Source organism: Micromonospora sp. WMMD964 (genome assembly GCF_029581455.1).
Classification (GTDB): domain Bacteria; phylum Actinomycetota; class Actinomycetes; order Mycobacteriales; family Micromonosporaceae; genus Micromonospora.
This window is the reverse complement of the sequence record NZ_CP120860.1, coordinates 51,507-64,254: the sequence shown is the minus strand read 5'-3', so window position 1 is coordinate 64,254 and position 12,748 is coordinate 51,507. Positions and strand designations below refer to the sequence as shown.

General features: G+C 72.8%; 12 protein-coding genes. 7 read left to right on the top strand and 5 right to left on the bottom strand.

The genetic code is table 11. The features are described 5' to 3' along the window. Window positions 1-55: 55 nt before the first annotated feature. Window positions 56-1,885: a tetratricopeptide repeat protein gene (locus O7616_RS00290; RefSeq protein ID WP_282305164.1), complete on the bottom strand. Its 1,830-nt coding sequence runs from the start codon at window positions 1,883-1,885 to the stop codon at window positions 56-58. Between the two features lie 189 nt (window positions 1,886-2,074). Here O7616_RS00290 and O7616_RS00285 point away from each other — a divergent pair, with 189 nt between their 5' ends. Both O7616_RS00285 and O7616_RS00280 read left to right on the top strand, forming a co-directional pair. Next, complete coding sequence (locus O7616_RS00285) at window positions 2,075-3,106, top strand: SIS domain-containing protein (RefSeq protein WP_282307800.1); 1,032 nt, start codon at window positions 2,075-2,077, stop codon at window positions 3,104-3,106. Between the two features lie 25 nt (window positions 3,107-3,131). Further along, window positions 3,132-4,724 carry a PAS domain-containing sensor histidine kinase gene (locus O7616_RS00280; protein ID WP_282305163.1) on the top strand — a complete coding sequence of 531 codons (1,593 nt, stop codon included), beginning with the start codon at window positions 3,132-3,134 and terminating at the stop codon, window positions 4,722-4,724. A gap of 43 nt (window positions 4,725-4,767) precedes the next feature. Here the strand turns inward: O7616_RS00280 and O7616_RS00275 are convergent, their stop codons facing one another. Beyond that, on the bottom strand, window positions 4,768-6,273 hold the full coding sequence (locus O7616_RS00275; RefSeq protein WP_282305162.1) for a glycosyltransferase family 39 protein: 1,506 nt from the start codon (window positions 6,271-6,273) through the stop codon (window positions 4,768-4,770). A 413-nt stretch (window positions 6,274-6,686) separates the two neighbouring features. Between O7616_RS00275 and O7616_RS00270 the strand changes: the two genes are divergently transcribed. Genes O7616_RS00270 through O7616_RS00255 form a run of 4 tightly spaced genes read left to right on the top strand, consistent with a single transcriptional unit; the run spans window position 6,687 to window position 10,100 of the window. Then, a complete protein-coding gene (locus O7616_RS00270; protein ID WP_282305161.1) occupies window positions 6,687-8,399 on the top strand; it encodes a nitrite/sulfite reductase in 1,713 nt (570 codons plus the stop codon). Then, window positions 8,396-8,557, top strand: a complete 162-nt coding sequence (locus tag O7616_RS00265) for a hypothetical protein (protein ID WP_167393614.1) — start codon at window positions 8,396-8,398, stop codon at window positions 8,555-8,557. Before O7616_RS00270 ends, O7616_RS00265 begins: the two co-directional genes overlap by 4 nt. Continuing rightward, window positions 8,554-9,315 carry a phosphoadenylyl-sulfate reductase gene (locus O7616_RS00260; protein ID WP_282256828.1) on the top strand — a complete coding sequence of 254 codons (762 nt, stop codon included), beginning with the start codon at window positions 8,554-8,556 and terminating at the stop codon, window positions 9,313-9,315. Before O7616_RS00265 ends, O7616_RS00260 begins: the two co-directional genes overlap by 4 nt. After that, window positions 9,312-10,100 (top strand): CbiX/SirB N-terminal domain-containing protein, encoded by a 789-nt coding sequence (locus tag O7616_RS00255; protein WP_282307799.1) that lies wholly within the window; start codon window positions 9,312-9,314, stop codon window positions 10,098-10,100. The genes O7616_RS00260 and O7616_RS00255 overlap by 4 nt, the downstream gene beginning before the upstream one ends. Before the next feature lie 86 nt (window positions 10,101-10,186). Here the strand turns inward: O7616_RS00255 and O7616_RS00250 are convergent, their stop codons facing one another. Together O7616_RS00250 and O7616_RS00245 are read right to left on the bottom strand one after the other, a co-directional pair. Next, entirely contained in the window at window positions 10,187-10,444 is a 258-nt protein-coding gene (locus tag O7616_RS00250) for a WhiB family transcriptional regulator (RefSeq protein WP_007072794.1), read from the bottom strand. A 448-nt stretch (window positions 10,445-10,892) separates the two neighbouring features. Then, entirely contained in the window at window positions 10,893-11,843 is a 951-nt protein-coding gene (locus tag O7616_RS00245; RefSeq protein ID WP_282256829.1) for a diacylglycerol kinase family protein, read from the bottom strand. A gap of 43 nt (window positions 11,844-11,886) precedes the next feature. Between O7616_RS00245 and O7616_RS00240 the strand changes: the two genes are divergently transcribed. Beyond that, window positions 11,887-12,276, top strand: a complete 390-nt coding sequence (locus O7616_RS00240; protein WP_282305160.1) for a hypothetical protein — start codon at window positions 11,887-11,889, stop codon at window positions 12,274-12,276. A gap of 39 nt (window positions 12,277-12,315) precedes the next feature. Here the strand turns inward: O7616_RS00240 and O7616_RS00235 are convergent, their stop codons facing one another. Beyond that, the gene (locus tag O7616_RS00235) at window positions 12,316-12,723 is read right to left on the bottom strand and encodes an ATP-binding protein (protein ID WP_282256831.1); all 408 of its coding nucleotides are present in this window, start codon (window positions 12,721-12,723) and stop codon (window positions 12,316-12,318) included. Between the last annotated feature and the right edge of the window lie 25 nt (window positions 12,724-12,748).

Below are 12,748 nucleotides of genomic sequence, written 5' to 3'. Positions count from 1 at the left end.
CGTCGTCCCGTCCGGGGCGGCGCGGCGTGCGTTCTCCCCGGGAACGAACGCGCGGCTACCGGCGAAGCAGGCGTCGCCAGAGGCGGCGGAGCGGATTGCGGGGACGGGGGACCCGGGCGGAACGCGCGCCGAGCAGTTCAGTGGCGAGTGCCGCGGTGGCCGGGTCCGACTCCGGGGCGGCGAGCGCCAGGTGGGCCAGTGAGGCGGCGATCGGGACCGGCCGGGTCCGCGCCACGGCGGCCGCGTCGGCGAGCCGTTCCGCCACCACCCGCGCCACGTCCGAGCGTACCGAGGGGTCCACCCAGGCTGCGGTGACCAGGGCGAACATCGCCGCCTCGGTGATCCAGTCCTCGACGCCCCAGACCAGGTCGAGCAGCACCCGGCGGCGGGTCGAACCCTCCCACGGCTCGTCCGTGCGGTGGTGCAGCAGACCCAGGCAGGCCCACACCTGCACACCCCGGACCCAGACCGACGGGTCGTGGGCGGCCAGCAGTCGACCCACCGCGTTGGCCGGGGCTGCGGGCGGGTGCACCAGCAGGCCGAGAAGGTCGGCCAGGTCCAGACCGGCCAGGCTCACCGCCGCGTCGTACGCCGCGGGTGGGTGGGGCCACGCCGGATGCGCGATCTGCCCGATCCGTTCGACGGCCGTCGCCGACGGGGTCGGCAGCGCGGGTGTGGGTACGTCGTCCGCGTACCGCCACAACTGCTGCGCGGACGCCCGCCGAGGCTCGCGCGGGTCCGGTTCCGACGCGCCCCCGACGACCTCGATCCGCAGCCCGGGGGCGGCCGACGTCGCCGTCCGGACGGCGCTCGGCGGGGCGGGGGCGGCCAGGCGTACGGCGCCGCCCAGGCCGTTGTCGTCGTCGGCCACCGCCCGGCGCATCGCGTCGAGTAGCGGGCCGTCGGCCGGTGTCAGCTGACCCAGCCAGGGCCGGGCCCGGCAGCACTGGGCCAGGTCGCCGTGCTCGTGGCTGTCGTCGGGGTGGTCCCGGACGAAGTCCGCGAGCGCGACCAGGTGGGCCAGGTCGCCGTCGCGGAGGTGCCGCAGGCGGTGTGCGGTGTGCACCGCGCAGTCGAACGACGGGTCGCGTGCCAGCGCCCGCTCGGCCCACTCCAGCGCCTCGTCCAGCCGGCCGCTGTCGGCCAGGGTGCCGGCGATGTCCGCGTAGATCGCCAGGTCGTCGGGGTCCAGCTCGACGGCCCGACCGAGAGCCGCGAGGCCGTCGCGGGTCCGGCCGGCGCTGCGGTACGCGTACCCGAGCCAGACCTCGCCCATCTTCGACTGTTGTGCGCGTACCCCTCGGGCGGCCCAGCGGACCGCCAGGGCGGCTTCGCCGATGCGGCGGGCCAGCGCGGACGCCGCACCCAGCAGCAGGCTGTGCTCGGGGTGCACGGTGACCGCGTTGCGGGCCAGTGTCAGGTACGGCGTCAGGGCCCCCCGGCCGAGCCGTGGCACGGGGTCGGGCAGCGCGGCGCACACCTGCATGAGGACGCGGGCGATGTGCTCCGGGTCCAGCCGTTCGGCCAGCTCGGGCGCGGTGACCCACGGGACTTCGGCCCACGGTGCGCCGGGCGCGTACGCGGTCGCCGCGGCCAACAGCTCCAGCCCTTCGGCGGGTCGACCGGCGGTGGCGAGCAGGTGAGCGCGGGCGACGACGGCACCCACGAACGTGTGGTGGTTGATCGGGAAGAGGTCGAGGCCGCCGTCGCTCACCGCGGCGAGCCGGGCCAGCGTCTCGTGCACCTCGGGCAGGGTGGGAGCCCGCGCCAACGCCCCGGCGAGGTGGCCCGCGGCGTGGTGCAGGTCGCCCTCGTCCAGGGCCAGCCGGGCCAGCGCCAGTTCCTCCGTCGCGGAGAGCGCGGCATCGTCCGTTCCCTCGGGCACGTCGTCCTCTCGTCGCAGACTCGACCGGATGCAGCGGGCCAAGCGTAGTTGATATTGGGATCATTCGGTGATCATCTGCGCACTCCTGCTCGTTCGATTGCTCAACCACGTGGAAAGGTGCAAGACTGAGCAGGAAACGCGCGGTAACCGCGCAGGGGAGGAGTGTTAGTGACACGCCCAGGGGCCGGCATGGCCGCCGACATCGACGAGCAGCCGGCCGGCTACGCGCGGCTGCTCTCCGCCGCCAACGCCGCCGAGATCGCCCGGGTGGCGGCGGTCATCGCCGAACGCCGCCCTCGGCACGTGGTCTTCACGGCCCGGGGCACGTCCGACCACGCGGCCCTCTACGGGGCGTACCTGACCGAGATCCGGCTCGGCCTGCCCGCCGGGCTCGCCTCGCCCAGCGCGGTCACCCTGTTCGGCGCCCGTCCCGACCTGTCCGACGCGTTGGTCGTCGGGGTCAGCCAGAGTGGCGGTTCGCCCGACCTGGCCGAGGTGCTCCGCGCCGCCCGGGCCTCCGGGGCGCTGACCCTCGCGGTGACCAACGCCCCCGACTCGCCGCTCGTCGACGTGGCCGAGCTGAGCGTCGACATCGCCGCCGGGCACGAGCGGGCGGTGGCCGCCACCAAGACGTACACCGCCGAGCTGCTCGCCCTGCTGATGCTCGTGGAGGGGATCCGGGCCGGCGACGGCGTGCTCCCGGCGGCCGAACGGGAGGCGCTCGACGCGCTGCCCGAACTGGCCGCGCGCACCCTCGCCGACGACACGCCGACCCGGCTCGCGCCGCGCTACCGGTTCGCCCAGCAACTGGTCACCACCGGGCGGGGGTACGCGTACCCGACCGCCCGGGAGGCCGCGTTGAAGCTGATGGAGACGTCGTACCTGCCGGCGCTCGCCTTCTCCGGCGCCGACCTGCTGCACGGCCCGCTCGCGATGACCGACCCGGAGGTCCCGGTGCTCGCCGTCGTCGGTTCCGGCCCCGGTGGACGGTCGATGGGTGAGGTGCTGCCCCGCCTCGGCGAACGCCGCGCCGACGTGGTGGTGGTCGGCTCCGCGGAGGTGGCGGGGGCCACCAGGTTGGCGGTTCCCGAGGTCGACGAGCGCTACGCCCCACTGCTGGACATCCTGCCGTTGCAGCGGTTGGCGTTGGCTCTGGCCCTCACCCGTGGTGAGGACCCGGACGCGCCACGCGGGTTGAAGAAGGTCACCGCGACGATGTGAGGCACGGCGTGGCACCCTGGTCACCGTGTCCACGCTGCGCGACCTCGCCGAGGAGCACACCCATCTCCGTCCGGCCGACATCGACCACCTGCACCGCATCGCCGGCGACTGGCAACTGCTCTCCGATCTGTCCTTCGCCGACCTGCTGCTCTGGGTGCCGGTCGACGCCGACGGCACGTTCCTCTGCGTCGCCCAGGTCCGCCCGACCACCGCACCCACCGCGTACCAGGACGACCAGGTGGGGCGCATCGTCGGCGGGCCGGAGGTGGCCCACCTGAGCGTGGCGTACTCCCAGGGCCGGATCTGGCGGGAGGGCGACCCGGTCTGGTACGGCGACGTGCCGGCCCGACACGAGGCGATCCCGGTCCGGCTGCGGACCGTCGAGGGGGAGGCCGGTGAGGTGATCGCCGTGGTGGGGCGGGACACCAACCTGTCCACCGCGCGTACGCCCAGCCAGCTGGAACTCAACTACCTGACCACCGCGGACGACCTGGCGCAGATGATCGCGGACGGCACCTTCCCGCCGCCCCGGCATCCGGGCGAGACCACCTCCGCACCCCGGGTCGGCGACGGCCTGGTCCGGCTCGACGCCGGGGGGAAGGTCACCTACGCCAGCCCGAACGCCCAGTCCGCGTACCGCCGGTTGGGCTACGCCTCCCACCTGGTGGGCGAAGACCTGGCCGCGCTGCACCGCCGACTGGCTGGTGACCCGCTGGACGGCACCGAGGCGGCGAACGGCATCCTGGCCGCGCTGCGGGGTGAGGCGCCGCCCCGACGCGAGATCGACGCACGAGGTGCCACGATGCTCACCCGGGCGTTGCCGTTGATGCCCGCCGGGGTGCCGATCGGCGCGCTGGTGCTGGTCCGGGACATCACCGAGGTCCGCCGCCGTGACCGGGCCCTGATCACCAAGGACGCCACCATCCGGGAGATCCACCACCGGGTGAAGAACAACCTTCAGACGGTGGCCGCGCTGCTGCGCCTGCAGGCCCGCCGGGTGGCCATGCCGGAGGCGCGGGTCGCGCTGGAGGAGTCGGTACGCCGGGTCGCCTCGATCGCCCTGGTGCACGAGACGCTCTCCATGTCCAGCGACGAGGCGGTCGAGTTCGACGGCATCGTCGACCGGGTCGCCAGCGCGGCGACCGAGGTCGCGGCGACCGAGGTGAGCGTCGGCATGCGACGGCGGGGCAGCTTCGGCGTGCTGCCGGCGGAGATCGCCACCTCGCTGGTGATGGTTCTCAACGAGCTGCTGCTCAACGCCGTCGAGCACGGCTTCCCGCCGAGCGACGAGGCGGACGAACCCCTGACCGCCGCTGCCTCCGGAATGGTGCCGGTCGCCGTGCCCGAGGTCGACCCGGAGCTGCGACCCGAGGTGGTGGTCTCGGCGCATCGGTTCCGCAAGATGCTGCACGTCTCGGTGGCCGACAACGGCCGCGGTCTGCCACCGGACTTCGACGCCGAACGTGCCAGTCGACTCGGCCTCCAGATCGTCCGGGCCCTGGTCACCGGGGAGTTGCGGGGCACCATCGAGTTGCGCGCCGGAGCCAACGGCGGCACCGAGGCGGTGCTGGTCGTCCCGCTGGCGCGTAACGCCCCGGACGGCCGCTCACAGGCCTGAGAGCGCACTGTCCCGCCCGTTGCCGGGGCTCGTCGTAGCCGGGTCAACTGGCGGGGCGGGTCAGCAGGGCGACGGTCAGGCCGGGGCGCGGCCAGACCTGGGTGACGGTGAACTGGGCGCGGAGCGCGTCGCCCTTGGCGCCGGGCACAGCGGTCAGCGGATCGGTGTGTCGGCCGGTGACGACCAGCCAGACCCGTGGCGTACCGGCCAGGCACTGCGCCGGTTGGGGGCACTCGGCGGCCCACAGGTCCCCCCGGCGGGCCTCGTCCTCGGTGACCAGCACATCGCGGGGCGGGTCGTGGAGGTGGTATTCGATGCCGAGGTCGAGGAAGAGCCAGCTGTGTCGGGGCGAGTAGACCACCGCGTCGCCCGGCCGCTGACCGTCACCGATCACCCGTGCCGCGCCCGCGTAGTCCACCGGCGCGTTGCGCGGCCACTCGTGGGTCCGCCGCAGCGCGGCCTGGTCGGGCAGGCCGAGCAGCCCGGCCAGGACCACCACGGCGAGCGCGGCCGGTGCGGCCACCGCAGCCAGCGCCGCGCCCGCCAGCAGACACGCGAAGGGGACAACGAAGACCAGGTACCGGGGCACCCACAGGGGTACGGCAGCGCCGGCGGCGAAGAGCAGCAGCACGGGCAGCAGTACCGCGCTCACCGGCAGCAGAGCGCGCCGCCCGAGCCGGGCCGTGCCCAGCGCGGCCACCCCGAGCAGTAAGCCGCCGACCACACTGCTCTGGGCCACGCCGCCGGGCAGCGCGGTCAGGTCGTCCAGCCGAGCCAGACCGACCCAGTTCAGCTGCCGGGACTGCTGGGTCCGGGCCTTGACCAGCAACGGACCGGCCAGCAGCACCACCGGAACCACGGCCACCACCCACCGCCACAACCGCCGGTCCCGCACCACTGTGGTGTGGCCCCGAGTGCCGACGCCCGCATCGGCGGGACCGCGCCACCAGGCGAGCGCGACGACCAGCGCGTGCGCGGCGAGCACTGTGAGAGCGATCAGGTGGATGAGTCCGAGTGCGGTGATCGCGGCGGCGTATCCGGCCCAACGCGCCCAGGTCGGGCGGCGCAGCGCGGTCACCAGCAGCAGTGTGGCGAGCACCGCGAGCATGGTGGCCAGCGCGTACGGGCGGGCCTCCTGGCCGTAGCGGGAGGTGCCGGGCAGGACAGCGAACAGCAGACCGGCGAAGAGACCGCAGCGCCGGTCGACGAGCTGTGCGCCGAGCACGGCGAGCAGCCCGGCCGCCACGGTCATCGCCAGCACCGCCGGCGCGCGCAGGGCGATCGTGGAGTCGCCGACGATCCTGGTCAAGACGTGCATCAGCAGGTAATACGGCCCGGTGGCGGCGTCGATGGTGTCGGCCAGCCGGGCCAGATCGGTGGGTGACCGGGTGGCCGCGCTCCAGGTGGCCAGCTCGTCGCGCCAGAGTTGGGCGGAGCCAAGCCCGGTCACCGTCACCGCCAGGGTCACCAGTGCCGGGGGGAGCCAGACCGGTAGGCGGCGCAGGTGGTCCCACGCCGCCCCGCTCGACTTGTCGGACAATCCGCCCACGGTCCGAGCCTGCCACGGTCATGCCGCCCGTGGGTGTCAGCCGGCGGCAGGCGGTGTGCGTCAGGCGGCGGCTCGTGAGGCGTTGTGCCCGAACCATCCTTGGTGACCAACTGGTCGGCTGACCGTCGGCCCGTGATGTGGGATCCAGCACGCGGACATTGGCCGGCCCCCTTGGGGTGTGGCAGCATGGGCGCATGACCGCCGCAGTCGTCCGCCGCTTCGTGGCACGTCGCCACGTCGATTACGGCCGCGTGCGCAGCGCGATCTGTCCGGCCTACTGACGACGCCCGACCAATCCGTCTCGGGCGCGCTCCGCGCCGGCTGTCTCAGACACCGTTGTCCCCGCCCGCTCTCGCGGGCCGGCCGCCGCGCCCCGCGTACCCGAGGCACAGCAGACAACGGAGGACGCCGCGATGGCGGTCAGCAGCATCCCGGCCCGTTCCGAGGACCCGACAGCTCGCCCGACCCGCGCGCCGCGCCGGCCCCGAGGCGAAGGTCAATGGGCGCTCGGCCACCGTGAGCCGCTCAACCCCAACGAGCGGATCAAGAAGGACGACGACCCGCTCAACGTCCGAGCGCGCATCGAGACCATCTACGCGCACCGCGGCTTCGCCTCCATCGACCCGCAGGATCTGCGCGGCCGGTTCCGCTGGTGGGGTCTCTACACCCAGCGCAAGGCGGGCATCGACGGCGGGCGCACCGCCGTGCTGGAGCCGCACGAGCTGGAGGACGAGTTCTTCATGCTCCGGGTCCGCATCGACGGCGGCCAGCTCAGCCTGGCCCAGCTCCGGGTGATCGCGGACATCTCCCGGGAGTTCGCGCGGGACACCGCCGACATCACCGACCGGCAGAACATCCAGTACCACTGGATCCGCGTCGAGGACATGCCGGAGATCTGGCGTCGGTTGGAGTCGGTCGGTCTGCAGACCACCGAGGCGTGCGGCGACTGCCCGCGCATCGTGCTGGGCAGCCCGGTCGCCGGGGTGGCCCGCGACGAGCTGCTCGACCCGACCCCGGCGATCGACGAGATCGTCGCGCGGTACGTCGGCGACAAACAGTTCTCCAACCTGCCCCGCAAGTTCAAGACGTCGATCTCCTGGCTCGTCGACACCCCGTACGAGTCGAACGACATCGCCTTCCTCGGTGTCGACCACCCCGAGCACGGCCCCGGCTTCGACGTCTGGGTCGGCGGTGGCCTCTCCACCAACCCGATGCTCGCCCAACGGCTCGGTGTCTGGGTGCCGCTGGCCGAGGTGCCGGACGTGTGGGCAGGTGTGGTCGGCATCTTCCGCGACTACGGCTACCGCCGGCTGCGCAACCGGGCCCGCCTGAAGTTCCTGGTGGCCGACTGGGGTGTGGAGCGCTTCCGGGAGGTCCTGGAGAAGGACTACCTCGGCCGCACGTTGCTCGACGGCCCGGCACCGACCCTGCCGTCGAAGCCGATCGACCACGTGGGCGTGCACGAGCAGGCCGACGGTCGGCACTACGTGGGCGCGGCCCCGGTGGTCGGGCGGGTCTCCGGAGCCCAGCTCAGCCGACTGGCCGACGTGGTCGAGGCGCACGGCAGCGACCGGGTGCGCCTCACCCCGTACCAGAAGTTGCTGGTGCTCGACGTGCCGTCGGAGCGGACGGAGTCGCTCGTCGACGCGCTGCGCGGGATCGGCCTGGAGGCCCGGCCCTCGGCCTGGCGGCGCGGCACGATGGCGTGCACCGGCATCGAGTACTGCAAGCTCGCGATCGTCGAGACGAAGGCCCGTGGCGAGGAGTTGGTGGCCCGGCTGGAGCAGCGGCTGCGCGACTTCGACGCGGACATCTCGATCCACATCAACGGTTGCCCGAACGCGTGCGCGCGCACCCAGGTGGCCGACATCGGTCTCAAGGGTCAGTTGGTGGTCGGCCCGGACGGTCGGCAGGTGGAGGGCTTCCAGGTGCACCTGGGTGGCGGGTTGGGCATGGCGCAGGGGCAGACCGCCGGGTTCGGGCGCAAGCTGCGCGGTCTGAAGACCACCGCCGATGAGCTTCCGGAGTACGTGGAACGGCTGGCCCGCCGCTACCTGGCCGGTCGGAGCGAGGGCGAGACGTTCGCCAACTGGGTGATCAGAGTCGACGAGGAGGACCTGCGGTGAGCAGCGAGAACCGAGCGGCACCCCTGTACTGCCCGTACTGCGGCGAGGAGGACCTGCGGCCGCACGAGGCGGGGCACGGCGCGTGGGAGTGCCACGCCTGCACCCGCGTCTTCTCGGTGAAGTTCACCGGTCTGCTCTCCCGGGCGGTGACCCGATGAGTCTCGTCTCCGCCGCGAGTCTGCGCCTGGTCGGTCCGGGTGGCCCGACGCCCACCGATCCGGCCCGGCGAGACCCGGACGAGCTGCGCGCCCTGGCCGAGCAGGCGGCCCGGGACCTGGAGGGTGCCCCGGCTCTGGAGATCGCCCGCTGGGCGGCGCAGACCTTCGGCGACCGGTTCTGCGTCACCAGTTCGATGGCCGACGCCGTACTGGCCCACCTGGTGTCCCGGGTGGCTCCGGGCGTGGACGTGGTCTTCCTCGACACCGGTCTGCACTTCCCCGAGACGCTCCGGGTGCGCGACGAGGTCGCCCGGACGCTTCCGGTGAACGTCAGGTCGATCCGGCCGCGACTCACCGTCGGTCAGCAGGACGGCCAGTACGGCCCCCGGCTGTTCAACAAGTCGCCCGACGACTGCTGCCAACTCCGCAAGGTGGAGCCGCTGGAGCGGGCGCTGACCGGGTACGACGCCTGGGCTGCGGGCCTGCGCCGGGACGAGTCACCGACCCGGGCCAACACGCCCGTGGTGACCTTCGACGCGCGGCGCGGCAAGGTCAAGGTCAACCCGATCGCGGCGTGGTCGCAGCGGGATGTGGACGCCTACATCGCCCGCTTCAACGTGCCGGTGAACGAGCTGTTCAAGCAGGGGTACGGGTCGATCGGCTGCTGGCCGTGCACCCGCCGCACGAAGGCCGGCGAGGACGCGCGGGCCGGGCGCTGGGCCATGTTCGAGAAGACCGAGTGCGGCCTGCACGTCTGACCTCACCGGCGACGACCCCGACCGGCCCGGGCGCGGCCGGCGGGGCCGATCCGGTGGTGCTCGTCGCGCATGGCAGCCGTGACCCACGAGCTGCCGAAGCCACCCGGGCGTTGGCCCGGGCCGTGTCGGCGGCCCGCCCGGGCACGCCGGTGTGGGCGAGCTGGCTGGACCACACCGACCCGGGGCCGACAGCGGTGCTGCGTGACCTGGCGGTGGCCGGTCACCGTCGGGCGGTGCTGGTGCCGCTGCTGCTGACTGCCGCGTACCACCATCGGGTGGACATCCCGGCGGCGGTCGCCGCGGCGGCGCAGAGCGGACCACCGCTCGCGGTACGGGTGACCGACGTGCTCGGCCCGGCGGACGGGACGGTCGACGCGGGGCTGCTGGGCGGGTTGCGCCGCCGGATCGACGAGGCGCGTCCGGGCCGCTTCGACGCGCTGGTGCTGGCGGCGGCGGGCACCCGGGACGCGCGGGCGCGCCGGTCGGTGGGTCGGGTCGCGGACGCGCTCGCCCAGGATCTCGGGGTGCCGTGCCGGGTGGCGTACGCCTCGGCGGCTCCGCCGGCGGCGGGTGTGGCGGTGTCCCGGCTGCGGGCGGCCGGCGCGCGGCGAGTCGCGGTGTGCGCGTACTTCCTGGCTCCCGGTCTGTTTCACGACGCGGTGGCCGAGGCGGCTCGGTCGGCGGGCGCAGTGTCGGTCGCCGGACCGTTGACCGACGCGCCGGAGTTGGTCGAGTTGGTGTTGCGGCGGGTCGACGACCGGCCGGTGCCCGCGTCGACGGGGTGACCGCCCCGGCACGGTGATCGGTGCCCGGACAGCGGAACGCCCCGGCGGGTCAACCCACCGGGGCGTTCAGCTGTGTCGTTGGGGGATCAGGCGGAGTGAGCGCGCAGCACCCGGAGGCCGCCACGCCGCTTCACGGCGCGCCGCTCCTCCTCGCTCATTCCGCCCCAGACGCCGGCGTCCTGACCGGACTCGAGCGCCCACTGCAGGCACTGGTCGGTCACGGAGCAGCGCCGGCAGACGGCCTTGGCCTGCTCGACCTGCAGGAGAGCCGGCCCGGACGTCCCGATCGGGAAGAACAGCTCCGGGTCCTCGTCGCGGCAGACAGCATGGTGACGCCAGTCCATGGCGGCAACACTCCTCATTCTGGATGGGTGGCAACAATTGCTTGTCGTGCTTTTCCTATATGCATCCGCAGTGCCGGTGGTGACAGTTAGCGTCCGACCATTCGGCAGTGCGTGAGCAGGCGGTCAGCGCCGGGGACCTGCTGGAACAGCTCAACCTGACGAGCATATCCAGGCAATGTCCCGGTAACTCAAGTTCGCTTGTGAATACTTTCACGAACGCTCGTGATGTCAAGGGTGACGCTCGGAAAAACTCCGGGCGGTGAGCAAGCCCACAACCTGTTTGTCCGGATTCCAGTGCTTTCCTGGTTACCCGCCGTGCCACAGCCGAGGATCAATATAGTACAGTCCGCGTGACATTGCTGACATTTCCGGCACCTGCCCCTCGGTGTGGCGGCGACCAGTCGATGCGGCTGTGGCCACCGTGTCGACCAAGGGCAGTACCCGAGACCTAGCAGATTACTCTCAGTGCGGCCGGAACGGAGGTGAATCTGACTTTCTCCCGCTCGCCGAGATAGTCGCCGTCCAGCTGGAACGCCTGCGGGCGGCTGGAGACCAGGGTGAACTCCGGCGTGTCATGGAGTCGTAACACCTGCCGACCTCGCGGATCGGGCCGCCGGGACAGGAACTGCGTCACTGTCCGTGTTGTGCTAGCCACCCGGAGCTGACGCAACGCCAGCACGTCCAGCCCGAGATCGAACGAGGCCGCCGGGTTCGGGTTGACCTCCCGGTCGCCCAGGTACGTCCAGGGCGCCGTGTTCTGGATGATGACGGTGGCCAACTCGGCCTCCGGCTGCTCACCCGGACGCTCCAGGCTGATCGCGGGATGCCGTCGGTCCGAGGCGAGGAAATACTGGTTCATGATCGAGCGCAGGTACAGCGTCGGCGTGGACACCCGTCCCTTGCGCCGAGCCTGCTCCACCCGGTGGATCACCGCGGCGTCCAGGCCGAACCCGGCGCAGAACGTGAAGTAGCGGTCGTCCGCGCGGCCCAGCCCCACCGTCCGGCTCCGGCCCAGCCGCAGCCCTTCCAGGATCATGCTGGTCGCCTCCGGCCACTCCCGGGGCAGACCCAGCGCGCGGGCGAACACATTGGTGCTGCCGCCCGGAACGGTCGCCAGCGCGGGCAGCCGCTCGGCCATCGAGGCGTCGTCGCCGAGTTTCGGCGGGTCGGCCGTCATCAGACCGTTCACCACCTCGTTCACCGTGCCGTCGCCACCCAGGGTGACGACCAGGTCGACGCCCTCCGCGGCGGCCTCCCGGGCCAACGCCATGGCGTGCCCACGCCGACGGGTGTAGCGCACGCTGAGGTCGACTTCGCTGCGCAGCGCCCGGACAAGCACGTCCCGGCTGCGTTCGCTGGTGGTGGTGGCCTTTGGATTGACCACCAGGACGGCCCGCATGGGCGGCACTGTACCTCCCGGCAGCCCGGGTATCGTGGCGCGCGTGACCATCGACTCGGCCCCGATTCCCGTCACGCTCCGCTGGGCGGTCCGGCTGCTGTGGGCGGAGGCGGCTGTCGTCGGACTGATCGCGGTCTGGCTCATCTGGGCCGACCTCACCGCCACCACCACCGACCTCCTGTCGGCGTTGCTGGTGACCGTGTTCGCCATCGGGGCGGCGGTGGTGCTCTGGGCGCTGGGCCGGGCGCTGCTGCGCCGTCAGGCCGGCGCACGGGCCCCCGCGATCGTGCTCCAGCTGATGCTGCTGCCGATCGGGTGGTTCATGATCCAGGGTGGGCTGGGTTGGCTGGGCGTGCCGTTGATGGCGCTCGGCCTGGGCGTGGGCTGGCTGCTGGTCAGCCCTCCGACGACCCGGGCCCTCGGCTTCGAGTGACCGGGCCGGTGCCGGGTCGGTCAGTGGCAGGGCAGCCGGTCAGTAGCCGCCGGAGCGGCGGGTGAGCAGGGCGATCGTGGCCCGACCCTCGGCGGCGGTGGCGGACGCTGAGGTGGTCAGCGCGGTGAGCACCTTCCAGGCGAACGACGACTCGGCCGGGAGCGTGGCACCCCGCACCGTCGGCACCGTCACCTCGACGGTCAGCGCGTCCTCGGTGACGGCGAAGCGACACTCCAACTCGGCGTCGCGGGTGGCGATGGCGAGCAGCATCGCGCACGCCTCGTCGACGGCGATCCGCAGATCCTCGATCTCGTCGAGGGCGAACTGCAACCGGGCCGCCAGACCGGCGGTGGCGGTGCGGAGCACACCGAGGTAACCGCCGTCGGCGGGCACCGTGAGGTGCACCACGTCGTCGTCGGTCGCTGGTCGGCCAGTCAGTTGAGTCACGCCTCATCCCCCCGGTCGGGGACTC

Coding starts and splice junctions, on each gene's coding strand:
- O7616_RS00285 (WP_282307800.1), top strand. CDS start 2,075: ATGGCCGCCGACATCGACGAGCAGCCGGCCGGCTACGCGCGGCTGCTC.
- O7616_RS00270 (WP_282305161.1), top strand. CDS start 6,687: ATGGCGGTCAGCAGCATCCCGGCCCGTTCCGAGGACCCGACAGCTCGC.
- O7616_RS00250 (WP_007072794.1), bottom strand. CDS start 10,444: ATGGACTGGCGTCACCATGCTGTCTGCCGCGACGAGGACCCGGAGCTG.
- O7616_RS00260 (WP_282256828.1), top strand. CDS start 8,554: ATGAGTCTCGTCTCCGCCGCGAGTCTGCGCCTGGTCGGTCCGGGTGGC.
- O7616_RS00245 (WP_282256829.1), bottom strand. CDS start 11,843: ATGCGGGCCGTCCTGGTGGTCAATCCAAAGGCCACCACCACCAGCGAA.